This window comes from Streptomyces sp. NPDC051576 (assembly GCF_040681835.1).
Taxonomy (GTDB): domain Bacteria; phylum Actinomycetota; class Actinomycetes; order Streptomycetales; family Streptomycetaceae; genus Streptomyces.
The window spans coordinates 161,046-184,360 of sequence record NZ_JBFAZO010000009.1; the positions used below are offsets into that span (position 1 = coordinate 161,046).

Here is a 23,315-nt window from a genome sequence, read left to right on the forward strand (position 1 = left end):
AGGAGCACGAGCAATGGACACCCGCCGTATCGGTGACGTCGAGGTCGGTGCGATCGGCCTGGGCGGTATGCCCATGTCGATCGAGGGACGGCCCGACGAGGCACGCTCCCTCGCCACCATCCACGCGGCCCTCGACGCGGGCGTGACCCTGATCGACACCGCCGACGCCTACCACCTGCACGCCGACGAGGTCGGACACAACGAGACCCTGATCGCCAAGGCCCTCGCCTCCCACGACCGCGGCGCCGACGTCCTGGTCGCCACCAAGGGCGGCCATCTCCGTCCCGGGGACGGCAGTTGGACCCTGGACGGGCGCCCCGAGTACCTCAAGGAAGCCTGCGAGGCCTCCCTGCGCCGACTGGGCGTGGAGGCCATCGGCCTCTACCAGTTCCACCGCCCCGACCCCAGGGTCCCGTACGCGGACTCCGTCGGCGCGGTGCGGGAGCTGCTCGACGAGGGCAAGATCCGCCTGGCCGGGATCTCCAACGCGGACCCGGAGCAGATCCGGCTCGCGAACGACATCCTCGGCGGGCGGCTGGTCTCCGTGCAGAACCAGTTCTCCCCGGCCTTCCGCTCCAGCGAGCCGGAGCTGGAGCTGTGCGACGAACTCGGCATCGCGTTCCTGCCCTGGAGCCCGCTCGGCGGCATCGCCCGCGCCGGTGAACTGGGCTCCGCCTACGCGCCGTTCGCCCGGATCGCCGAGCGGCACGGCGTCAGCCCGCAGCGGGTGTGCCTGGCCTGGATGCTCGCCAAGTCACCGGTCGTCGTGCCGATCCCGGGCGCCAGCCGCCCCGAGACGATCCGCGACTCGGCCGCCGCACCCGAACTGGCCCTCTCGCAAAATGAGTTCGCGGAGCTGGACGCCGTCTGAGAGGGTGGCGACGCCCGAGGTGCAGCAGGGGCGGGCAGGGCGAGAAAGCCCTTGCCCGCCGACCGGTCGCAGGGGGAGGACCACCGTCGATGGCGTCGTCCACGGACAAACCGCTCGACCACCACTACCGTGACGAACACCCGATCCGGACCCTCGCCTACCTCTTCCGCGCCGACCGCAGACGCCTGGCCCTGGCCGCCGCCGTGTTCACCGTCAAGCACAGCCCCATCTGGCTGCTCCCGCTGATCACCGCGTCCATCATCGACACCGTGGTCCAGCACCAGCCGGTCAGCAGACTCTGGACCAGCACCGGAATCATCCTGTTCATCCTGCTGATCAACTACCCGCTGCACGTCCTCTACGTCCGCCTCCTCTACGGCAGTGTCCGCCGCATGGGCACCGACCTGCGCTCGGCGCTGTGCACGCGGATGCAGCAACTCTCCATCGGCTACCACTCCCGGGTCAGCGCCGGAGTGCTCCAGGCCAAGGTCGTGCGGGACGTGGAGACGGTGGAGCAGATGGTCCAGCAGACCGCCGAGACCGGGCTCGGCGCGATCACCGTGCTCACCGGCGGCCTGGTCATCATCGCCTTCCGCACACCGGAGTTCGTGCCCGTCTTCGTGGTCGTCGTGCCGGTCGCCGCACTCCTTGTGTCCCGGCTCAGGGCCCGCCTGCGCACCCACAACGAACACTTCCGCCACGAGGTCGAGACCCTGTCCTCGCGGGTGACGGAGATGACCCGGCTCATCCCGGTCACCCGCGCCCACGGCCTGGAGGGCAAGGCCCTGCGCCGCATGGACGGCACCCTCCGCCGGCTCCTCACCACCGGAAACCGCCTCGACCTGCTCAACGGCCGCTTCGGCTCGCTGGCCTGGGTCGTCCTCAACGTGGTCGGCGTGCTGGTCCTCGCCGGCGCGGCCCTCGTGTCGTACTACGGCGCCTGGGGAGTCACCGCGGGCGACGTCGTCATGCTCAGCGCCTTTCTGACCACGCTCACCAACTCCACCACGACCCTCGCGAGCCTGGCGCCGGTCATCACCAAGGGCCTGGAATCGGTCCGTTCGGTCGGCGAGGTGCTCCAGGCGCCGGAGCTGGAGGACAACGAGGGCAAGGCGGAAGTCGCCTCGGTACGCGGGGCCGTCACCTTCCAGCGCGTCGGCCACATCTACGACGAGAACCGACTCCGCCCCGCCGTACACGACTTCACCCTCACCGTCGTACCCGGCGAGACCGTCGCCCTCGTCGGCGCCTCCGGCGCCGGCAAGTCCACGGTGCTCAACCTCGTCATCGGGTTCATCCGCCCCACGAGCGGCCGAATCCTGCTCGACGGCACCGACATGAACACCCTCGACCTGCGCACCTACCGCCGCTTCGTCTCGGTCGTCCCCCAGGAGTCGATCCTCTTCGACGGCACGATCCGCGACAACGTGGCCTACGGCATGGACGACGCCGACGAGGAGTCGGTGCGCGCGGCGCTGCGCGACGCCAACGCCCTTGAGTTCGTGGACAAGTTGCCGCAGGGCCTGGAGACCCTGGTCGGCGAGCGTGGGGCGCGGCTGTCGGGCGGTCAGCGCCAACGCCTCGCCATCGCACGGGCGTTGATCCGGGACCCCCGGGTGCTCATCCTGGACGAGGCGACCTCGGCCCTGGACACCCGCTCGGAGGCCCTCGTCCAACAGGCCCTGGCCCGACTGCTGCGCGGCCGTACGACCTTCGTCGTGGCGCACCGGCTGTCCACCGTCCGCGGCGCCGACCGGATCGTGGTGCTGGGCGACGGCGAGATCCTGGAGATCGGCACGCACGACGAACTCCTGCGCCGGGGCGGGGCGTACACGGCGCTGCACAGTGGGCAGGTCGCCTGATCCCGGGTCAGGACACCGGCCCTACCACTCGCTCCATGCACACCAGCCGGTCCCGCGCGTCCCACGACTCGGTGGCGGTGAAGCCGAGGCGCTCGTACAGGGCGACGGCGGCGGTGCGCCAGGCCCACACCGACAACTGGACGGTGCCCGCGCCGCTTTGGGCGGCCTGAGCGAGCGCGGCGGTGATCAGACGGGAGGCGACACCCCGGCCGCGGAACTCCGGATCGGTCCAGAGCCTCTTGATCTCCGACCGCCCGTCGGCCGGAGCGGTCACCACCAGGCAGCCCACCACCGTCTCGCCGCACACGGCCAGCAGCACGGCGGCGTCGGCGAACGCGGCGCGTGGATCGCGGACTTCGGCCCGGTACCGGTCCGGCAGAGAGTCCACGGCGGTCACGGGTTCACCCTTCTCGTCCTGGGTGCGCAGATGGTAGGACGCCAACAGAGCGGCCAGGGCGTCGAGTTGCGAAGGGTCCTCGCCCGACCAGCGGACGACCGCGATCTCGGAGTGAGGGGTCATACCGGCGCCACCTCCGGGACCGTCCTGCCGTGGAACGCCGAGCGATACGCCTGCGGAGTCGTGCCGACCACCCGGCGGAAGCGCTCGCGGAAGGCGGTGGGGGAGCCGAACCCGGCCTGCTGGGCGACGCGTTCGATGGGGTGGTCGGTGTTCTCCAGCAGGTACTGGGCACGTCGTACCCGGGCTCGCAGCAGCCACTGGAGAGGTGTGCTGCCCGTCTGTTCGCGGAAACGGCGGCTGAACGTCCGCTCGCTCATGCCCGATCGTGTCGCCAGCGCACCCAGGGTGATCTCGTGCGAGAGGTTGTCCTCGATCCACCGGAGGACCGGTTCGAGGGCCGAGCCCTGGGGGACCGGTGGATGCCGGTGGACGATGAACTGGGCCTGCCCGCCTTCGCGTTCGAGCGGCATGACCGACAGGCGGGCCGCGTCCGCCGCGACCGCCGAGCCGAAGTCCCGGCGGATGATGTGCAGACACAGGTCGAGTCCGGCGGCGGCTCCGGCCGAGGTGAGGATCTGGCCGTTGTCGACGTACAGCACGTCCGGCTCCACGTCGACCAGGGGATAGGCGCGGGCCAGCATGTCGGCGGCGATCCAGTGCGTGGTGGCGCGCAGCCCGTCCAGCAGGCCCGCCTCGGCCAGCACGAAGGCGCCCACGCAGATCGACACGATGCGTGTACCCGCCGCCGCGGCCTCCCACAGCGCCGCCAGCACCCGGGCGGAGGGCGGCCCGGCCTGCTCCGAGCGGCCCGGGACGATGACGGTGTCGGCGTCCGCCAGTGCCTCAAGCCCGTGGTCGACCCGCAGCGCGAACCCGTCCGTCCGAACGTCCGGCGTCTCGCCGCACACCCGCACCCGGTAGGCGTTCCGGCCGTCGGGCAGGCGGGTGCGGCCGAACACCTCCATCGGTGTCGCCATGTCGAACGGCACCACATGGTCGAGGGCGAGGATCGCGATGGTGTGCATGAACGCCACCATAGGCGGATTCCTGCCAGGCAGGTGACATGGCCATCTGTCACCACAGCCTGGCCGGAGGTGCTGGCGAGAATCCGTTGAAAGCTGTCGTTCCAGCCTCTGTGCGGCCGGACGGGACCTGCCTAGCCTGGGCCGGTGACCAAGATCCTTCTCACTCTGCACGTCCTGGCCGCCATCGTCGCGGTCGGCCCCGTGACCGTCGCCGCCAGCATGTTCCCACCGGCGGCCCGCCGCGCCCTCACCGCCGCGGACGGCCCCGACGCGGGGGTGACGACCGTACGACTGCTGCACCGCATCTGTCGCCTCTACAGCGCGGTCGGACTGGCCGTACCCCTCTTCGGCTTCGCCACCGCCTCCGCGATGGGCGTCCTGGGCAGCGGCTGGCTGATCGCGTCCATCACCCTCACCGCCGTGGCCGCCGGCATCCTCATCGCCTTCGTCCTGCCGCGTCAGGACGAACTCCTGGAGGAACTGGGGGCGCGGCGGCCCGTGGAGCGAGCCGGAACCGTTCAACTCGCCATGTTCACCGGCATCTTCAACCTCCTGTGGGCGACCGTCACCGTCCTCATGATCATCCGTCCCGGCTCGACCACGGGTGCCTGACCGGTCAGGCGGTGACGCGCACCAGGAGCAGCGCGACATCGTCGTCGGGCTCCGGGCGCAGCGCGTTGAGGAGCATGTCGCTCGTCTGCTCCAGCGGGCGCCGGGAACTCTGCAGCAACCGCGTCAGCGTGTGCAGCCCCACGTCGATCGACTCGCCGCGGTTCTCCACCAGCCCGTCGGAGTACAGGGCGAGCAACGCGCCCGTGGTGAAGTCGACTTCGGCGGTCCCGAAGTCCACCCCGCCGACACCGAGCGGGACCCCGCCGGGAATGTCGAGGAGTTCCGCGGCACCGTCGGAGTGGATCAGGACCGGCGGCAGATGCCCGGCGCTGGACAGGCAGCAGGTGCCGCGCCCGAGGTCGACCACGCCGTACGCGCAGGTGGCGATCGTGTCGCCGAGGGAACCGGTGAGGTCGTCGAGGTGGTGCAGCAACTCCGCGGGCGGCAGGTCGAGTCGGGCGAGCGCGCGGGTCGCGGTGCTCAACTGGCCCATGATGGCGGCCGCTTGCACCCCCTTGCCCATCACGTCCCCGACGACGAGACCGGTCCGGCCCGGCCCCAGCGGCAGCACGTCGTACCAGTCGCCCCCGACCTCGCTCAGCGCCGGGAGATAGCGGGCGGCGATGTCGAGGCCCTCCTGCCGTGCCGGGGCCGGCGGCAGCAGACCGCGTTGCAGGGTCAGCGCGGTGGTGCGCTCCCGGGCGTAGAGGCGGGCGTTGTCGATGCAGATCGCGGCGCGCGCGGCGAGTTCCGAGGCGAGGAGGCGGTCCTGTGCGTCGAAGGGGCGCTCGTTGACGGTGCGGTAGAGGCTCAGCGTGCCCAGCACCTCGCCGCGGGCCACCAAAGGGACCGCCAGGTAGGAGTGGACGCCCGCCGCACGCAGGGTCTGCGCGGCACGCCCGTCCCGGGCGATGCGCCGCATCATCGGCTGGTCGACCCGCTCGACCAGGATCGGTCCTGCCTCGCGCACGCACCGGGTGATGATGCGGTTGGGGCCGTAGGTGGCCAGTTCGCCGACCGGGTCCGCCGCGTGGATGGCGTCGGTGAGGTATCCGGCGGCGACGGCCAGCGCCCGGAACTCGACCTGCGCGTCCTCGGTCACCGGAGTGATCGTGCCGTCCGTCACGACGGATTCCAGTACGTCGACGGCGGCCAGGTCGGCGACATGCGGCACCGCCACGTCGGCCAGCTCCCGCGCGGTCTGCTGGAGGTCGAGAGTCGTACCGATCCGCACCCCGGCCTCCGCCACGACGGACAGATGCTGGCGGGCCTGCGCGACCTCGGCGGCGGCCTGCTCCCGTTCGGTGATGTCCAGTACGGCCATCGCCAGTCCGAGGACCCGGCCCTGCGCGTCCTCGATGCGGTGGTACGACTCCGAGTACGCCCGGTCCTCGGCGTCGGCGGCCGTCCGGCCCACGGTCTGCTGGTCGAGCAGCGGCTTGCCGGTGATCAGCACATGGCGCATCCGCGACTCGATGGTCGCCACGTCCAGACCAGGCAGCACCTCACCGATCCGCCGCCCGACGACCTCGGCCTCCGGAAGGCCGTTGATCCGCTCCAGGGCCGGGTTGACCCCGACCCAGCGCAGCTCGGTGTCGAACACCGCGATGCCCACCGGCGTCTGCCGCACGAGGCTGTGGGACAGCGCCAGGTCCCGCTCCACGGTTCGTACCGTCGTCGCGTCCGCCGCGAGCCCCAGCAGATGCGCCTGACCCCGGCTGTCGCGCAACCGCATGGTGCGGAACTCCACCTGCCGCTCGGTGCCGTCCCGGTGCAGCAGGGGAAACACCCCCGCCCAGCGGGCACCCGTACCCACCTGGGCGAACAGCTCCCGCGCCCGGACCCGGTCGTCCGGCGACACCAGCAGCCGGTCCGCGCGCTGGGTGAGCGCCTCCTCGGGGGAGTAGCCCAGCAACTGCTCCGCCTCGGGGCTCCACAGCGTGATGTACCCGTCGGCGTCCAGGACCACCGCCGCGACCCGCAACAGGTCCAGCAAGCCTCCCGGGGCGGCCGTGACACCGTCCCCGGCACCGTACGCGTCCATCCCAGCCGCTCCTTCCGGCGCGGCACGGCACCGGCCAAGATCCGCACCGCGGGTCATCCGATTACGGCACAGCACGGCCCGCGCGGCAACACCGTGGGGGAGGGGAGCGGAGAGGGCCGTATGGAGCACGTACCCGCGCGGATGCCGACGAGCCCCCGGATTCTGGTCGTGCCCTGACCCGACTGCCCCCAGGACACCCGATGCCCTTCCCGCTCCGCCTCGTCTCCCTCGTGGTCGCCACCTGCGTGGGCGCCCTCGTGCCCGCGTCGCCCGCGGCGGCCGACGACCACTCCCTCCAACGCGGACTCGATGATCTGGTCGCCGCCCCCGACGGACCGCCCGGCGTGATCGTCGTCCTGCGCGACGGCGACCGACAGCGCGTCCTGACGGCCGGCACCGCCGACATCACCACCGGCCGCCCGCTCGAAGCCCGCGACCACACCCGGACCGCGAGCACCAGCAAGGCGTTCAGCGGAGCGGTGGCCCTGAGCCTCGTACGACAGCACCGGCTCGACCTCGACGACACGATCGGCGCCCGACTGCCCCAACTGCCCCGGGCCTGGCGGTCGGTGACCCTGCGCCAACTGCTCCAACACACCAGCGGGCTGCCGGACTACAGCCAGAGCCCACAGTTCCGGAGCCTCATCGCGGCCGACCCGCGCCGGCACTTCGACTCGCGGCGCCTGCTCGACTTCGTGGCCGGCGAACCGCTCGGCTTCGCCCCCGGTTCGCAGTACCGCTACTCGAACTCCGACAACATCGCCGTGGCGCTGATGGCGGAGGCGGCGACCGGCAGACTCTACGAGGACCTGCTGCGCCACCAGGTCTACCGGCCGCTGGGCCTGCGTGACACGAGCCTGCCGCAGGGCTACGAGATGCCCGAGCCCTACATGCACGGCTACGCCTTCGGCGGGCCCAACGGACCGGAGGACGTCAGTGAGGCGATCGGCATGTCGGGCGTCTGGGCCTCCGGCGGCATCACCTCCTCGCCCCGCGACCTGGCCACGTTCATCGGCGCGTACTCCGCCGGAGCCCTCACCTCCCGGGCGGCCGTGAAGGAACAGCGGCACTGGATCCCCGGCGCCTCCGAACCGGCCGGCCCGGGCCGCAACAGCGCCGGACTCGCACTCTTCCGCTACGCCACCCGCTGCGGGGTGGTTCTCGGACATACCGGAAACACCCTCGGTTACACACAGTTCATCGCGGCCACCCCCGACGGTCGGCGCGCGCTCACTTTCTCATTGACAACTCAGGTGAACCAGGCGGGTACCCCCGCTCTGCTGCGCAAGCTGCGCGCGGTCGAGGAGGACGCCGTGTGCAGCCTGCTGGGAGGAACGTACGGGTCGTGACTCCGGCGTCCGGTGCCTCGGACCCGGACGCCGCCGGAACCCGGGCCGCATGTCGGACGAGACCGCGGCGATGATCCTGCACTTCGGCCGGCCAACCGCCGCACCCACGCCCGCAGTTCGGGGTGAACTCGCCGAAAGCACCCTGACCGTCGGTGACTTCCGCACCCTGGGTCTGTTCGCGGGCTGCCCGGGGTGCGGCCTGGGCAGCGACCGGTTGCGCCCGTACGTCACCGTCGACCATCTGCACGACCGCGCGCTGCGGCTGGTCGGGTGCGGTGCGTGCGGCCGGCAGGACGGCTGTGACCTCCGAGCCTGGTGAACCGTTCCTGCTGAGGCTCAGGCGACCGTGCTGTCGGGCCCGTCGAGGCGTCCCTCCCGCTCCGACGAGGCGGGCAGGGACAGCCACTGGGCGATCGTCCGGGCGATCGGCTGGCCCGTGTCCGCCTCGACGAAGCCGAACTGGCCCGACTGGTTGCACTCCAGGAACCACCAGGTGCCGTCGCCGTCCTCGGCGAAGTCGAAGGCGCCGTAGGCCAGTTCGGCCTCGCGCAGATAGGTGCGGACGGCCTCGGCGATGCGCGGCGGGACCTCGGTGGGATGCCAGGGCTGCGCGGGTGTGGCGAAGCGGACATCGACCTCGGCGGGGTCCGCGTCCGGGGCGGTCGCCGTGCGGGCGGCCAGCATCCGGTCGCCCACCACGGTGAGCCGGATGTCGGCGCGCTTGGCGATCCGCCGCTGCAGCAGCGTGGGACCGAACGCGACGGCGGCGAAGTCGGTGTCCGGCGCGACCCGGCTGGTCGGCACCGCTCTGGGCGGATCCTGCGGATGGGCACCGGAGACCGGCTTGACCACCAGGTCCGGGAAGCGTTGCGAGAACTCGCGGGCGGCCTGCGGGAAGGTGGTGATCAGGGTGGCCGGCACGGGCAGCCCGCTGCGCTGGGCGAGCCGTAGCTGCCAGGGCTTGTGCCGGGCGCGGCGAGCGGCGTCGGGGTGGTTCATCCAGCGGGCGCCGGAGCCGCGGAGCATGCCGTAGAGCGCCTGGGACGCCTCCTCGGTCAGCCACTCGGAGGGCTGGGGTCCGCGGGTGGCCGGAGTGCCCGGTCTGCGCACCCAGATGGACCGCAGTCCGCTCAGGCTCACCAGCCGCCCTCCGGCGGACAGATGACCCCGGAAACGGCCGTGGACGTACTCGCCGGAGAGCGCGACCCCGCCGGTGAGGTCGGCGGGATCGATCCGGACCACGGGGACGCCGGACGCGTGCAGGTGGACCACCACCATGTCCGCCGTGACGTCCTCTTCACAGGTAAGGACCAACACGGTCATTTTCGTCGTTCCGTGTTCAGTCGTCGAAGTGGGTCTTCGATCCCGCGGTGGACGTCGTGGTGCCCAGTTCTCTCAGCAGAGCGAGATCATGGGCGGCCACCCGTCCGTCGGCGAGCACGTTCAACTGCAGTCCGGAGTCGTAGCTGTACGGAGCGGAAAGCTCCAACTGTGAAGCCGGGCGAGCGTAGTTGAGCGCGAACGGTTGCATCGTCTCTCCCTCGTCGGTACTGCCTCGTGCAAGCGGCCGGCCACCCTGCGAGGTCGCTCGACCCGCCGACTTCCGTCTGCTTCCAGAGACTTATACGAATCGAACGAGTGAATGGTTTCCTTACGCTGCGTAGTCACAGGAAGGAAGGCGAGACGCACGCCGGGGTCAGCCGGGGTCGCCCGGCCGCCCCTCCTCCTGCTCGCCGAGGGAGTTGCGCATCGTGCGCAGGGCGAGGAGAAGGACGGCGATGTCGTCCAGATACACGGGGTCGGGCATCAGGTCGGTCGGCAGTACGAAGTAGAGGACGGCACCCCAGAAAACCCATTTGGGGCCGGTCGGAAGCCCTGCGCGCCGCAGTCCGCGCCGCGTACGGACGAGCCGCACCAGCACTCCGACGGCCACGGCGAGCAGCATCACCGCGAGCACCACGGCGACGACGATCACGGTTGTGGTCGAATCCACGGGAGCCCCTTTTCCGGTGCGGCCGCACGGCATGTGCCCTATCCGAATGCCCGGTTACGGCCCCGGTATTGCCTGCGAGGGGAACATCACACCCGAACGCCCGGAAGGGTCTTGACAGTCGCCGACCGCGCTTGACCGTCAGCCACAACTCCCAGGACTGGTACGGGCCTTGCAGTGACTTTCCGGTGTCCCACAGGGCCAGTCAGGATCGATCCCGATCATCGTCACGCGGTGGATCCGCACGGTCCGCGTCGACCGGAGAAGCGGGGCGCAGCGCCTTCGTCGCGTCCCGCAGGCGGCCGAACGTCCGCTGGAGCGGGGACACCGATGCTTCGGGAGGCAACCCGGACACGGCGCCGGCGGACTCGCGCAGGGCGGCGAGCGCCTCGTTGGCGCGGTCGGCGGACTCCCGGTACAGGTCCCGGGACTTCGTCATCGCCTCCAGCGCCTCGGCGTACATGGCCACCAGCCTGCGCTCCCGGGCGAGTTCCTCCTCAAGCGTCATCAGGCGCCACTGCTCCCGCAGCGCGGTGACGGCCGCCTCGCCGCCCTCCGGCAGCGGACGCGCGGAGGCGGCGTAACGGCGCAGCACGTCCACGAGTTCGGTCGGCTCCGAACCGTCGAGGAAGACACTGCGCACGGAGAAGTCACGCACGTCGTAGCCGGGCGCGGCCGGGCTCGTGGGCAGCACCACCGCGCCGCCGCGCGGTACCTGGAAGTCGAACTCGCGCAGCAACGCCCAGTTGACGGACCGCAGTTGGTCCGGCGTGGCCCGGTGCTCCACCACGCGGTGCCGGAGGCTCTCGGGCAGCAGCCGCGCCAGGGGCAGCCGGCCGCGCGCGTCCGGGGTCATGGCCTCGTGCACGACGACGTGAATGCTCCAGCCGTCCTGCGCGCAGCTCCTGAACAGGCGCCGCAGCTCCTTCTCGTCGGACGGCAGCGGATTGACCTCCCGGAAGCGCAGCCCCGGAACCGTCACATGGTCCCAGCCGGCGTCCGTGTCCTCGGGGTCCTCGGGCCAGAACACGGTCGCGGGGGAGGGCCACCGGGGATCCCAGACCCGCTCGGCCTCCGCGACCAGGACCCACTCCTGCCCGTCGGCCGCTGCCGAACCCGGCTCCGGAGCGGACGGCAGCGTCAACCGGGCCCGGACGGTGACCGTCCCCTCGACCCGCCAGCGCGCCTCGAAGACCGGCTGGAAAGCGTCCGGTTCGTCGTCCGCGTCCGGTTCCAGATGGTCGTCGATGACCTCGCGGTCCTTGAGTCGCTGCAACTGTCGCCGTACGACGTCCGCCGCGTCGGACCCGACGTGGCGGCCGCGAGCCAGCCACACCGTGTGGGGGATCGTGGGCGGAGCTGTGGAGGAGTTCGACATAGGCCAATCTGCGGGCGGGGGCGGTGCTGACCCACCAGTATCACCGTCGGAGATCTTGGCGCGTCAAGCGGGGGTCGGAGAGTCTCGTATGCCCGGCTTTCCCGCGATACGGCGCGAGCGTACGCGCGGGGTGTGATCGGTTCGCTCCGGGCGGCCGGGTTTCACTCGTGCCTTTGACATGGCCCGGTCCTCAGAATGGTGGGGCGGACGGGACCCGCCCACCATCCGCTCGGGGTGGGTCCCTTCCGTGCGCCACGCGGTCTCACCTCCGCCGACGGCCGTCCACGGCACCCCGCCGGGACGGGGCGCCCGGTTCGGGCGCGGGCGCGCTGAAGCCGGCCGGCACCGGACGCGCGCTCGTCGCGGACGGGGCCTGAAGGGGTACGACCGGCTCCTCGCGCGGCGGCCGGGTGCGCGGCAACGGTTTGCCGACGACTCGCGTGTGCGTCATCAGCGAGGCGCAGGCCGCGCAGACCTCGGTCAGGGTCCACACCTGGCCGACCGCGGGATCGTGGCGCAGTACGAGCAGCACCGAACCCGAGCAGTCGACCCGGGTCCCCTCGTGCGCCGCGCACCGCTGCCGGCGGCAGCCGCAGGCGGCGTCGGGGCGTACGGTCGCCGCTCTGGCATGGGCCGCCGCATGGGCTTCGGCGAAGCGGCGCAGGGCCGCGATGTCACGCGACCGCGCGGGCATGCCGCACCCGGAGGAGCAGCTGACCGAAGCGGTGCGGTCGCGGTGACCGGTGATGCGAATAGTCCAGATACGCCCGGGTCGACGGGCTGACGGGGCGTCAGGGTACGCGAGAGCCAAGACCACAGTTCCTTTGAGTGGAGGTGTTCACGCGGAAGAGGCGCTGAGTTAAGAACTACCCGTCGTGAGGCACTTCACAGCATTTATGTGCCCCAAGTATTCGTTCGACCCCGTGGTCTTCTTCGGGTCGGTCAGTGGGGGTAGGCGCGCGGCGCCCGCTGCCGGGGCAGTTCGTCGCGGAACTCCGCGATGAGGGAACTCACCTGCCGGATCAGGGCGGTCTCCTCCAGCCGGTCGAGTTAGAGGTTGCGGCGCGCGAGACCCCGCGCGTCCACGCAGAAGTACAGGGCCATCAGCAGATTGATGAACAGCTCGCTGCCACGCGTGCGTTCGGTGAAGCGGACGTCCCCGAAGTCTCCGCGTACGGCCGCCGCCACGGAACCGTTGACGATGCTCGGATGCTCCGGCGTGGACTTCTGGGCGTGGGCCACCGCGTCGAGGTACAGCCGCCCCTCGCGGCTCTCGCGCGGCAGGGAGAACGCGCCCAGGTAGGCACCGTCACGCTCCAGCGCGGCCAGATTCTCCAGGACCAGCGAGTGGTTGACGCCGTGATAGGCGTCGACGCCGAAGCCGAGGCACGCCACCAGCCGCACCGCCACCTCGTCGAGCCCGTTCACGGCGGCGAGGCTGACCATGTCCTCCTCCGGCGTGCCCAGTCCGTGCTCGTCGCCCCGCATCAGGATGTCGGTCCCGCCGTCCACCAGCACGACGGCGTCGACCCCGCCGAGATGCCCGATCAGCGCGCGGTACGCGTCCCGCAGCGGCCGCACACCGGTGAGGGGGAACGCGTACACCGTTGACGGCATGTCGTGCAGGTCGAGCCAGCGCGCGAGGGACCGCTCGGGGAAGTAGTCGCCCCGGGCCTGCGTTTCGGGCCGTATCGCGGCGACGTCCGGCTCCAGCCACACGTCCTGGTCGAGGCCGTACAGGTCGGCGAAGGACAGGTTCGCCAGGTGCACCTCCTTGCCGGCCGCGCGCAGCGCCAGGGCCAGCGGCAGCCCGGCGTAGACGTCGAAGCCGCCGCCCGCACCGGCGACGAGAATCCGGCGCGCGTCGCGCAGCCGGGAAAGGAACGGGGGTTCGAGAAGTGTGAACACCTCAGGACGCTAACAGCCCCGTGGGCCATGATGGGCGGGTGGACTTCGAGGCGTTCCGGGGCGAGTTGGTGGCGTACTGCTATCGGATGCTGGGCTCGTTCCACGAGGCCGAGGACCTGGTGCAGGAGACCATGCTGCGCGCGTGGAAGGCCCGCGACCGCTATGACCCGGCGCGGGCGTCCGTACGGACCTGGCTGTACCGCATCGCCACCAACGTGTGCCTCACCGCGCTCGAAGGACGGTCCCGCCGCCCGCTGCCGTCCGGCCTCGGCGCACCGGGCGAGGACCCCGGGACGCCGCTCACCCCGGCGACCGACATCCCCTGGCTGCAGCCCTTCCCCGACGCCCGCTACGACATGGAGGCGCGGGCGGACATGCGGCTGGCTCTCGTCGTAGCCCTGCAACACCTGCCGGCGCGGCAGCGGGCCGTGCTCGTCCTGCGCGAGGTGCTCCAGTTCAGCGCCGCCGAGGTCGCCGACCAGCTCGACACCACGGTCCCGGCCGTCAACAGCACGCTCCAGCGCGCCCGCGCGGCCCTCACGGACGTCGGCGACAGCGACGCGATCACCGAACCGGACGACCCCGAGGCACGCGAGGTGATCGACCGCTACCTGCGGGCCTTCGAGGCGGCCGACGTCCCCGCCCTCGTACGGCTCCTGGCCCACGAGGTCGTCCTGGAGATGCCGCCGGTCCCGCTCTGGTTCCGGGGCACCGAGCACTACGGCGCGTTCATGCGCCGGGTCTTCGAACTCCGGGGCACGGACTGGGCGTTGACGCGCCTGTCCGCCAATGGTCAGCCCGCACTCGCCGCCTACGCGACGGGTCCCGAGGGATACCGGTGGTTGCACAGCGTCCAGGTCTTCACCGTCACCGGCGGACGTGTCGCCGGCAACGTCGTGTTCACCGATCCGCAGGTACTGGAGGCCTTCGGCCTGCCACGACAGATTTCCTCGGACCGATCGCGCGCGCAGCGATGAGTTCGGCCGACGCCGCCGGTATGTACCGGTGAGCATCGACCGAAGGGACACCGATCATGAGCGTCATCGTCATTCAGTTCACCACCCTGGACGGCATCGTGTCCGACCCCGACGGGTCCGACGGCACCCCGGACGGCGGCTGGATCTTCCGCTACGGCCGTGAGGAGATCGGCGGCGACAAGTTCCGGCTGGGCAGCATCCTCGACGAGGGGGTCATGCTGCTCGGCCGCACCACCTGGGAGGCGTTCTCGCGGCTGTGGCCGGGCCGCGACGAACCGTTCGCCGCCCGCATGAACGCCGTGCCGAAACTGGTCGCGTCCCGCACCCTGACCGATGTGTCGGCGTGGTCGCATTCGACCGTCCTCGACGGCGATCTCGTCGACGCCGTGAAGCGCGAGGAACGGGACGTGATCGTCATCGGCAGCCTGAGCGTCGTCCGCGCGCTGATGGCGGAGGACCTCGTCGACGAGTACCGGCTGATCACCTTCCCCACGGTCCTCGGCACCGGTGAGCGGCTCTTCCCGGCGGGCGGTCCGGCTGTGCACCTGGAGTGCCTGGCCGTGGAGAAGCCGGGGCCCACCGTGTACGCGCGGTACGGGCGGGCGGCGAGCTGACCTGCGCGAGGGGCCCGGCGATACGTCCGCCGGGCCCCTCGCCTTCAACTCGGTGGCGCTTACGCGCCGCTCGCCCTGAGCATGTCCTCACGCTCGACGAGCTTCACGCGCTCGCGGCCCTGCGGCTCGCCCAGCGCCTTCTCGGCGGCGTCCAGCCGGTACCAGCCGTCCCAGGTGGTGAAGCGGACGTCGCGCTCGGCGAGGAACGCGTCCACGGCCTCCGGGTCGGGCGAAACAGGCGTGTGCAAACGGCCGTTGGCGTGGTCGTCGAGCAGGTTCGCGACCGTCTCGTTGGCGTCGCCCTTGGTGTGGCCGATCAGACCGACCGGGCCGCGCCGGATCCAGCCCGTGACGTACGTCGACTGGAGGTGCTCGCCGGTCTCCTGGATGACCCGGCCGCCCTCGTCCGGGACCGTGCCCGACTCGATGTCCCAGGGAAGCTTGGGGAGCTTGTCGGAGAGGTAGCCGACCGCGCGGTAGATCGCCGTGACGTCCCAGTCCTTGAACTCGCCGGTGCCCTTGACGTTGCCGGTGCCGTCGAGGGCGGTGCGCTCGGTGCGCAGGCCGACGACCTTGCCGTCCTCGCCGAGGATCTCCGCCGGCGACTCGAAGAAGTGCAGGAAGAGCTTGTGCGGGCGGTCGCCCACATCGCGGATCGCCCAGTTCTCCAGCGTCTTGGCGACCATGTCGGCCTGCTTGTTGCTACGGCGGGTGGTGATCGAGCCCTCGTCGTAGTCGATGTCCTCGGGGTCGACGATGACCTCGATGTTCGGGGAGTGGTCCAGCTCGCGCAGCTCCATCGGGCTGAACTTCGCCTGCGCCGGGCCGCGGCGGCCGAAGACGTGGACCTCCAGGGCCTTGTTGGCCTTGAGGCCCTCGTGGACGTTCGGCGGGATCTCGGTCGGCAGCAGCTCGTCGCCCGTCTTGGCGAGGATGCGGGCCACGTCGAGGGCCACGTTGCCGACACCGAGCACGGCGACCTTCTCCGCCTCCAGCGGCCAGGTGCGCGGGACGTCCGGGTGGCCGTCGTACCAGGAGACGAAGTCGGCGGCGCCGTAGGAGCCGTCGAGCTCGATGCCGGGTATGGACATCTCGCGGTCGGCCGTGGCACCGGTGGAGAAGACCACCGCGTCGTAGAAGCTCCGCAGGTCGTCCAGGCAGATGTCGGTCGGGTAGTCGACGTTGCCGAAGAGGCGGATCTGCGGCTTGTCCAGGACCTGGTGCAGGGCGGTGATGATGCCCTTGATGCGCGGGTGGTCGGGGGCGACGCCGTACCGGATCAGGCCGAAGGGCGCGGGCATCCGCTCGAAGAGGTCGATGGACACGCCGGGTTCGGCGGCCACTTCGGACTTGAGCAGGGCGTCGGCGGCGTAGATCCCGGCGGGGCCGGCTCCGACGATGGCTACCCGCAGGGGGCGCAGCATGATCAGGTTCCCTTCGAGCGATTTCGAGCGATACTGAGCGACTCGACGGGAAGCCTAAACTAAGGCATGCCTAACTCGGTATGCGGGTCCGGTCTATGACCTCATAAGGCCGGCTTATGGGGTGCCGAAGTCCGGTGCATGGGGGGTTGGGCCGGGATCCTCAGCCCGCCGGACGGATGTGCACCACGTCCTGGACGACCTCGGGCGGTGTGCCGAGCAACTGGAGCAGGACCCGGGCGGCGGTGGCCGAAAGGAGCGGCTTCGTGGCGCCCACCCTGGTCAGATAGCCGTCCGCCTCCCACACCGGCGCGGCGCGCTGGCGGTCCTCGCCGGTGAAGTTCTCGTAGAACGCGCTGTCCGAGATCGAGCCCAGGATCACCAGGGCGACCCGGATGCCGTCGCCGCGCAGCTCCTTGTGCATCGCGGCGGTGAAGCCGTTCAGGCCGTGCTTGCTCGCCGCGTACATGGCCATCAGCGGCATGTGGTCCAGGGTGATCTCGGAGGAGATGTTGAGAATGTCACCGCCCCCCGCCGCCCGCAGCAGGGGGACCGCCGAGCGGATCGTGTGGATCGGGCCCAGGAGGTTGGTGCCCACACAGGCGTGGATGTCCTCGTCGGCGGTCTCCTCGATGGCGCGGATACGGGCGGTCCCGGCACTGTTCACCAGGATGTCCACCCGCCCGAACCGCTCCTCGACCTGAGCGAACGCCGCGCGGACACTGTCCCCGTCGCTGACATCGGTCGGGATCGTCAGCACCGCCCCCGCCATCTCCCGCGCGGCCGCCTCCAGCCGGTCGGCACGCCGGGCGAGCAGCACCACCTTCGCCCCGCTCTCCGCGAGCAGCGCCCCGACGGCACGCCCCACACCGGTCGAACCCCCGCTGATCACCGCGACCTTGCCCTGCATCGTGCCTGCCATGGCGGCCTCCCCCGCGAGACGTGGCGATTGCGGGAGAGGCTACCTCTCGCTATGTGAGAACACCATATTCGCGCACTGCGCACCGCACCCGACCTCCCCGCTCGAAAGGGGTTCAACTCACTGGTGACGGACCCGTCCGCTGGCTAGGCTGCGCACAGAATCGGGATCGTCAACGCGCCGGTGGCTGGGTAGCGCGTCTCTCCGACATGTTCACGGGAGACGCCGATGGCGTACCGATCCCTCCTCCGTGTTCCCGGCGCGGGATTCTTCCCGCTCGGGTTCCTCGCCCGCCTTCCCTACGCCACCTCCGCCCTCGCGACACTCGTCCTCGTCCAGGCCGCCTCCGGCAGTTACGCCTTCGCCGGTCTCACCGCGGCGGCCCAGGGCTGCGCCAACGCGCTGGGCGGTCCGCTCTCCGGGGCACTGGCCGACCGTCACGGCCACCGCCTCGTCGGGACGGTCACCGCACTGGCCAACGCCGTCGCCCTGACCGGCCTCGTCGCGGCGAGCCACACCGGCCGCGCGAGCATGCTCATCGCGGCGGCCCTCTCGGGTCTCACTCAACCGCCGGTCGGCCCCCTGGTCCGCGTGCACTGGTCACGCCTGCTCCGGGCACGCGGGCGAACCGACCTCATCCCCACGGCCTTCTCGTACGAGGCCACCGCCGACGAGATCAGCTTCGTCGCCGGACCGGCGATCGTCGGACTGCTCACCTCCATCAGCCCGACAGCGCCGACGGTGGCGGCCATCGTCCTCCTCGTCCTGGCCACGTTGCCCTTCGCGTTGTCCCTGGCCGACGGGGAGACCGAGCACCGGGAGAGCCCGCGTTCCGCGCGAACTCCCTTGCCACGGCTGCCACTTGTGGGCCTGTTCCTCGCCATGGCCGCCATGGGCACCGTGTTCGGCGCGGTACAGACCGGCGTCACCGCGTACGCCAACGACAGCGGGCACCCCGGCAGCGCAGGACTCCTCTACGCCCTCTTCGGCATCGGCAGCGCCCTGGCCGGCGCGGCCTGCGCCTGGCTCCCCGCGCGATTCAGCCTGCTCCAGCGGTACGTGACCTTCGCGGCGACCCTGCTGCTGGGCACGCTCACCGTGGTCGTCGGGGAAACACACAACGCCGTTCCCGCCGCCATGGCCCTCGCCGGCGTGACCGTGGCCCCCTACCTGATCAGCCTCTACGCCCTCACCGAACGCCTCGCGCCCGCCGACCGGGCGACCGCCGCACTGGCGATCCTGTGCGCCGGAGGCCCCCTCGGCACCGCGACCGGCCAGGCGCTGGCCGGGTACCTCGCCGACAGCCACGGCAGCGCCGGAGCGTTCCTGGTCGCGCCGATCGCGGCGGCAGCGGCACTACTGCTCGCCGTGGCGACGCTCCTCGCGGACTCGGCCGTACGCCCCGCCCGGGCCCGGTGATCGAACGGGACAGGACCACCGCATGGCCATCCGTGTCAGCCGTTGCGGTCGGGTCCAAGACGCCTGAGTCTGAAGGAATGTGCCGGGCCATGAGGAGGACTCACGATGGGGACGAGCGGTGAAACGGCGGACGCCGAGCGGCGACGGCTGGCCGAGGCCGACGATTCCGGGGTGCCTTGGCGCCGTTGGGGTCCCTATCTGAGCGAGCGCCAGTGGGGGACCGTGCGGGAGGACTACAGCCAGGGCGGCGACGCCTGGTCGTACTTCACCCACGACCAGGCGCGCTCCCGCGCCTACCGCTGGGGCGAGGACGGCATCGCGGGCGTCAGCGACGACAAGCAGCGGCTCTGCTTCGCGCTCGCGCTGTGGAACGGCCGCGACCCGATCCTCAAGGAGCGGATGTTCGGCCTCACCAACTCCGAGGGAAACCACGGCGAGGACGTCAAGGAGTACTACTTCTACCTCGACAGCACGCCCACGCACTCGTACATGAAGTACCTCTACAAATACCCGCAGGCCCAGTACCCGTACGAGGCCCTCAAGGCGACCAACCGGGACCGGGGCCGCGGCGACTTCGAGTACGAACTCCTCGACACCGGAATCTTCGACGAGGACCGCTACTTCGACGTGTTCGTCGAGTACGCCAAGGCCGGCCCCGAAGACCTGCTGATCGAGATCACCGCCCACAACCGCGGCCCCGACGAAGCCCCGTTGCACCTGCTGCCGACCCTGTGGTTCCGGCACACCTGGTCCTGGGCGGGCGGCAGCGCCGTACCGGCCATCCACCAGGAACCCGGCGGCCCGCTCCGCGCCGACCACGCGGAGCTGGGCCCCCGGTGGCTGTACTGCGACGCGGAAGCGCCGACCCTGTTCACCGAGAACGACACCAACAACGAGAAGATCTTCGGCAGTTCGAACGCCTCCCCGTACGTCAAGGACGGCATCGGCCGTTACGTCGTCCAGGGGGAGACAGGAGCGGTCAACCCCGACCGGACCGGCACCAAGGCCGCCGTCCACCACGTGCTCACCATCCCGGGCGGGCAGAGCGCCACGGTCCGCCTGCGCCTCAGCGCCGCCGAACTGCCGGACTGGACCGGGGACTTCGACACGGTGATGACCCAACGCCGCGCCGAGGCAGACCAGTTCTACGACGGCATCACACCCTCCGACCTGGGCGTCGACCAACGGCGGCTGGTCCGGCAGGCGTTGGCCGGGATGCTGTGGAGCAAGCAGTACTACTACCTCGACGTCGAACGCTGGCTCTCCGAGCACGGGGTCGACCCGCTCGCCTCCGACCCCCGGGTCCGGAACAGCAACTGGTACCACATGGTCAACGACGAGATCATGTCGATGCCGGACACCTGGGAGTACCCGTGGTTCGCGGCCTGGGACCTCGCCTTCCACACCGTCGCCCTGTCGATGGTCGATCTCACCTTCGCCAAGGGCCAGTTGGACCTGCTGCTGCGCCGCCTCTACCTCCACCCCAACGGCCAGATCCCGGCGTACGAATGGAACTTCGGCGACGTCAACCCGCCTGTGCACGCCTGGGCCACCCTGTTCCTCTACGAGCTGGAGAAGCACCGCACCGGCAAGGGTGACCGGGTCTTCCTGGAGAACGCCTTCCAGAAGCTGATGAAGAACTTCACCTGGTGGCTCAACCGCAAGGACACCGACGGCAACAACGTCTTCCAGGGCGGTTTCCTCGGCCTCGACAACATCGGCGTCTTCGACCGCAGCGCCCCGCTCCCCACCGGCGGCCACCTCGACCAGGCCGACGGCACCGCGTGGATGGCGCTGTACTGCCAGAACCTCCTCGAGATCGCACTGGAGTTGGCGGTCGACAACCCCGTCTACGTCGAGCAGGCGCAGTCCCTGTTCGAGCACTTCGCGTGGATCGCCGTCGCCATGAACCGCATCGGCGCGGACAACGCGAGCCTGTGGGACGAGGAGGACGGCTTCTTCTACGACGTGCTGCGACTGCCCGACGGCACGGCGACCCGGCTCAAGGTGCGCTCGCTCGTCGGACTGATCCCCCTCGCCGCCACCAGCCTGGTCGGCGGCTGGGCCGACCAGCGCTTCCCCGAACTGGTCGCCGGAGCAAGGGAGTTCATCGAACGCCATCCGGCCGTGGAAGCCACCGTCTCCTCGCACGAGGCGCTCGGCCCGAACGCCGACGGCCACTATCTGTTCGCCCTGTTCGGTGAGGACCGGCTGCGGCGCGTCCTGTCCCGGATGCTCGACGAGGACGAGTTCCTCGGCCCGCACGGCATCCGCTCCCTGTCCCGCTACCACGCCGAGCACCCGTACACCTTCGAGGTGCACGGCGAGACCTACGGCGTCGGCTATCTGCCGGCCGAGTCCGACTCCGGGATGTTCGGCGGCAACTCCAACTGGCGCGGCCCGGTGTGGTTCCCGGTCAACCTGCTGCTGATCCGCGCCCTGCTCAACCTGCACGCCTTCCACGGCGCCGACTTCACCGTCGAGTGCCCGACCGGCTCGGGCCGGCACCTCACCCTCTACGAGGTCGCCCGCGAGATCTCCGACCGGCTCACCGCCACCTTCCTCAGCGACGACGACGGACACCGGCCGGTGCACGGCGCCCAGGCCAAGTTTGCCAAGGACCCGCACTGGAAGGACCTGATTCTCTTCTACGAGTACTTCCACGGCGACAACGGCGCCGGCCTCGGCGCTTCCCACCAGACCGGCTGGAGCGGCCTGTCGGCCGTCACCGCCACCCTCTTCCACACCCTGGGCGACGGCGAGTGGTCGGCCCGCGGCCGCGAGAGCCTGCGCCCGACCGGCGACCGAGAGGAGCCGCTGTCATGACCGCCTGGCCCGACCACCCGGTGATCTACGAGATCAACACCCTTGTCTGGCTGGGCGAGTTGAGCAACCGCTACGGCCGCCGCGTCACCCTCGGCGAGGTGCCCTCGCCCGCCTGGGACGAGGTCGCCCTCCCGGGTGTCGACGCCGTCTGGCTGATGGGCGTGTGGCAGCGCAGCCCGGCCGGACTGGAGATCGCCCTGCGCGACGAGTCGCTCCAGGCGTCGTTCCGGGCGGCCCTGCCCGACCTCCGCCCCGAGGACGTGGCCGGATCGCCGTACTGCGTGCGGGGGTACGTCGTCGACGCGGCACTCGGCGGCCCGGACGGGTTGGCCGCGGCCCGCGCTCAACTGGCGTCCCGCGGTATCCGGTTGATCCTCGACCACGTCCCCAACCACGTCGCCCCCGACCACCCCTGGCTGACCGAACGGCCCGGCTGCCTGGTCCAGGGCACGCCGGACGACCTGGCCCGAGACCCCGGCGCCTTCCTGGAGGCCGGCGGCAAGGTGTTCGCCCGGGGCCGCGACCCCTACTTCGCGCCCTGGCCGGACGTCGTCCAACTCAACGCCTTCAGCGAGGAGTTGCGCACGGCGGCCGTCGGCACCCTGGCCTCGATCGCCGACCAGGCGGACGGTGTGCGCTGCGACATGGCCATGCTGCTGATGACCGACGTGTTCACGAAGACCTGGGGCGAACGCGCGGGCACGGCACCGGCCGAGGACTTCTGGCCGTACGTCATCCCCCGGGTCCGCGAGCGCCACCCCGACTTCCTCTTCGTCGCCGAGGCGTACTGGGACCTCGAATTCGCGCTCCAGCAGCAGGGGTTCGACCACTGCTACGACAAACGGCTCTACGACCGGCTGCTGCACGAGGGCGCCGATCCGGTGCGCGGCCACCTCCAGGCCGACGTCGGCTACCAGCGCGGCCTGGTCCGCTTCCTGGAGAACCACGACGAGCCCCGGGCCGCCGCCACCATGTCACCCGAGCGGGAACGGGCGTCGGCGGTCACCATCGCCACCCTGCCCGGCGCGACGCTTTGGCACGAGGGCCAGTTCGAAGGGCGCCGGGTACGGCTGCCGGTCTTCCTCTCCCGCCGCCCGGAGGAGCCGGTCGACAAGGAACTCCTCGCTTTCCAGCACCAGTTGCTCGCCGCGGTCGCCGCCTCCGGGATGCGCACCGAAGGGGAGTGGCGGCTCCTCGACTGCACCGGCTGGCCGGACAACCCCACCCACGAGAACCTGGTCGCCTGGTCCTGGACCACGTCCGCCGGCCGTCACCTCGTCGTCGTCAACCTCTCCGACCGGCCCGCCCAGGGCCGGGTCCGCCTCCCATGGACCGAACTGCGCGGCGGCCCCCACCGGCTCACCGAACTGCTCACCGACCGGACCTACGACCGGGACGGCGACGAGCTGCTCGACCCCGGTCTGTATGTCGACTTGGAGGGGCTTCGCTGGCATCTGGTCGACGTGCTGCCCGGATCTTGACCTGTGGCCAACTGGTGAAGGATTGACGGGAGTTGTGAAAGGTGACAAGAATTCAGCTTGCTTCGCTGTGATTTCACTGAGTGAAGCGATGTGAGCGGTCCGGTCGCGCACGCCTTCGACCGTTTCTTCCGTGCGCCCACCGGTCGCGCTCTGCCACCT

Annotated in this window: 20 protein-coding genes and 1 pseudogene; 10 read left to right on the forward strand and 11 right to left on the reverse strand. The window is 70.8% G+C overall.

The window, feature by feature from the left end:
• Positions 1-13 precede the first annotated feature (13 nt).
• The gene (locus AB0M63_RS28425; protein WP_355914709.1) at positions 14-871 is read left to right on the forward strand and encodes an aldo/keto reductase; all 858 of its coding nucleotides are present in this window, start codon (positions 14-16) and stop codon (positions 869-871) included.
• 89 nt (positions 872-960) lie between these two features.
• Positions 961-2,733 carry an ABC transporter ATP-binding protein gene (locus AB0M63_RS28430; RefSeq protein WP_355914706.1) on the forward strand — a complete coding sequence of 591 codons (1,773 nt, stop codon included), beginning with the start codon at positions 961-963 and terminating at the stop codon, positions 2,731-2,733.
• A 7-nt stretch (positions 2,734-2,740) separates the two neighbouring features.
• Here the strand turns inward: AB0M63_RS28430 and AB0M63_RS28435 are convergent, their stop codons facing one another.
• Both AB0M63_RS28435 and AB0M63_RS28440 read right to left on the reverse strand, forming a co-directional pair.
• Positions 2,741-3,253, reverse strand: a complete 513-nt coding sequence (locus AB0M63_RS28435) for a GNAT family N-acetyltransferase (protein ID WP_366021432.1) — start codon at positions 3,251-3,253, stop codon at positions 2,741-2,743.
• Positions 3,250-4,218 (reverse strand): helix-turn-helix domain-containing protein, encoded by a 969-nt coding sequence (locus AB0M63_RS28440; RefSeq protein WP_366021433.1) that lies wholly within the window; start codon positions 4,216-4,218, stop codon positions 3,250-3,252. The genes AB0M63_RS28435 and AB0M63_RS28440 overlap by 4 nt, the downstream gene beginning before the upstream one ends.
• 144 nt (positions 4,219-4,362) lie before the next feature.
• Here AB0M63_RS28440 and AB0M63_RS28445 point away from each other — a divergent pair, with 144 nt between their 5' ends.
• Complete coding sequence (locus AB0M63_RS28445; protein WP_366021434.1) at positions 4,363-4,830, forward strand: hypothetical protein; 468 nt, start codon at positions 4,363-4,365, stop codon at positions 4,828-4,830.
• A 4-nt stretch (positions 4,831-4,834) separates the two neighbouring features.
• On the opposite strand, the gene AB0M63_RS28450 is transcribed toward AB0M63_RS28445, so the two are convergent.
• Complete coding sequence (locus tag AB0M63_RS28450; RefSeq protein WP_366021435.1) at positions 4,835-6,874, reverse strand: SpoIIE family protein phosphatase; 2,040 nt, start codon at positions 6,872-6,874, stop codon at positions 4,835-4,837.
• Positions 6,875-7,074: 200 nt separating this feature from the next.
• Here AB0M63_RS28450 and AB0M63_RS28455 point away from each other — a divergent pair, with 200 nt between their 5' ends.
• Together AB0M63_RS28455 and AB0M63_RS28460 are read left to right on the forward strand one after the other, a co-directional pair.
• Positions 7,075-8,223, forward strand: a complete 1,149-nt coding sequence (locus AB0M63_RS28455; RefSeq protein ID WP_366021436.1) for a serine hydrolase domain-containing protein — start codon at positions 7,075-7,077, stop codon at positions 8,221-8,223.
• A gap of 49 nt (positions 8,224-8,272) precedes the next feature.
• Positions 8,273-8,542, forward strand: coding sequence for a hypothetical protein (locus AB0M63_RS28460; RefSeq protein ID WP_366021437.1), 270 nt, complete (start codon positions 8,273-8,275; stop codon positions 8,540-8,542).
• Positions 8,543-8,559: 17 nt separating this feature from the next.
• Here AB0M63_RS28460 and tgmB read toward each other — a convergent pair whose 3' ends face one another.
• From tgmB to AB0M63_RS28490, 6 genes and pseudogenes are all read right to left on the reverse strand, one after another.
• Positions 8,560-9,546 (reverse strand): ATP-grasp ribosomal peptide maturase, encoded by a 987-nt coding sequence (gene tgmB / locus AB0M63_RS28465; protein WP_366021438.1) that lies wholly within the window; start codon positions 9,544-9,546, stop codon positions 8,560-8,562.
• A gap of 16 nt (positions 9,547-9,562) precedes the next feature.
• A complete protein-coding gene (gene tgmA, locus AB0M63_RS28470; protein ID WP_355914683.1) occupies positions 9,563-9,754 on the reverse strand; it encodes a putative ATP-grasp-modified RiPP in 192 nt (63 codons plus the stop codon).
• A 165-nt stretch (positions 9,755-9,919) separates the two neighbouring features.
• Positions 9,920-10,216: a YkvA family protein gene (locus AB0M63_RS28475; protein ID WP_355914680.1), complete on the reverse strand. Its 297-nt coding sequence runs from the start codon at positions 10,214-10,216 to the stop codon at positions 9,920-9,922.
• A gap of 202 nt (positions 10,217-10,418) precedes the next feature.
• Positions 10,419-11,591: a hypothetical protein gene (locus tag AB0M63_RS28480; protein WP_366021439.1), complete on the reverse strand. Its 1,173-nt coding sequence runs from the start codon at positions 11,589-11,591 to the stop codon at positions 10,419-10,421.
• 262 nt (positions 11,592-11,853) lie between these two features.
• On the reverse strand, positions 11,854-12,285 hold the full coding sequence (locus AB0M63_RS28485) for a hypothetical protein (RefSeq protein WP_366021440.1): 432 nt from the start codon (positions 12,283-12,285) through the stop codon (positions 11,854-11,856).
• A gap of 248 nt (positions 12,286-12,533) precedes the next feature.
• Positions 12,534-13,499: pseudogene (locus AB0M63_RS28490) on the reverse strand (DUF1152 domain-containing protein).
• 38 nt (positions 13,500-13,537) lie between these two features.
• On the opposite strand from AB0M63_RS28490, the gene AB0M63_RS28495 reads away from it, so the two are divergent.
• Together AB0M63_RS28495 and AB0M63_RS28500 are read left to right on the forward strand one after the other, a co-directional pair.
• Positions 13,538-14,476 (forward strand): sigma-70 family RNA polymerase sigma factor, encoded by a 939-nt coding sequence (locus AB0M63_RS28495; RefSeq protein WP_366021441.1) that lies wholly within the window; start codon positions 13,538-13,540, stop codon positions 14,474-14,476.
• A 56-nt stretch (positions 14,477-14,532) separates the two neighbouring features.
• The gene (locus AB0M63_RS28500) at positions 14,533-15,090 is read left to right on the forward strand and encodes a dihydrofolate reductase family protein (protein WP_355914666.1); all 558 of its coding nucleotides are present in this window, start codon (positions 14,533-14,535) and stop codon (positions 15,088-15,090) included.
• A gap of 59 nt (positions 15,091-15,149) precedes the next feature.
• Here AB0M63_RS28500 and AB0M63_RS28505 read toward each other — a convergent pair whose 3' ends face one another.
• Both AB0M63_RS28505 and AB0M63_RS28510 read right to left on the reverse strand, forming a co-directional pair.
• Complete coding sequence (locus AB0M63_RS28505) at positions 15,150-16,514, reverse strand: FAD-dependent oxidoreductase (RefSeq protein ID WP_366021442.1); 1,365 nt, start codon at positions 16,512-16,514, stop codon at positions 15,150-15,152.
• Positions 16,515-16,674: 160 nt separating this feature from the next.
• Positions 16,675-17,433, reverse strand: coding sequence for an SDR family NAD(P)-dependent oxidoreductase (locus AB0M63_RS28510; protein WP_366021443.1), 759 nt, complete (start codon positions 17,431-17,433; stop codon positions 16,675-16,677).
• A 225-nt stretch (positions 17,434-17,658) separates the two neighbouring features.
• Between AB0M63_RS28510 and AB0M63_RS28515 the strand changes: the two genes are divergently transcribed.
• The 3 genes from AB0M63_RS28515 (at position 17,659) to AB0M63_RS28525 (ending at position 23,156) form a co-directional block, all read left to right on the forward strand.
• Positions 17,659-18,849, forward strand: a complete 1,191-nt coding sequence (locus AB0M63_RS28515; protein WP_366021444.1) for an MFS transporter — start codon at positions 17,659-17,661, stop codon at positions 18,847-18,849.
• A 105-nt stretch (positions 18,850-18,954) separates the two neighbouring features.
• Positions 18,955-21,675 (forward strand): glucosidase, encoded by a 2,721-nt coding sequence (locus AB0M63_RS28520; RefSeq protein ID WP_366021445.1) that lies wholly within the window; start codon positions 18,955-18,957, stop codon positions 21,673-21,675.
• Positions 21,672-23,156, forward strand: a complete 1,485-nt coding sequence (locus AB0M63_RS28525) for an alpha-amylase (protein ID WP_366021446.1) — start codon at positions 21,672-21,674, stop codon at positions 23,154-23,156. The genes AB0M63_RS28520 and AB0M63_RS28525 overlap by 4 nt, the downstream gene beginning before the upstream one ends.
• Positions 23,157-23,315: the final 159 nt, after the last annotated feature.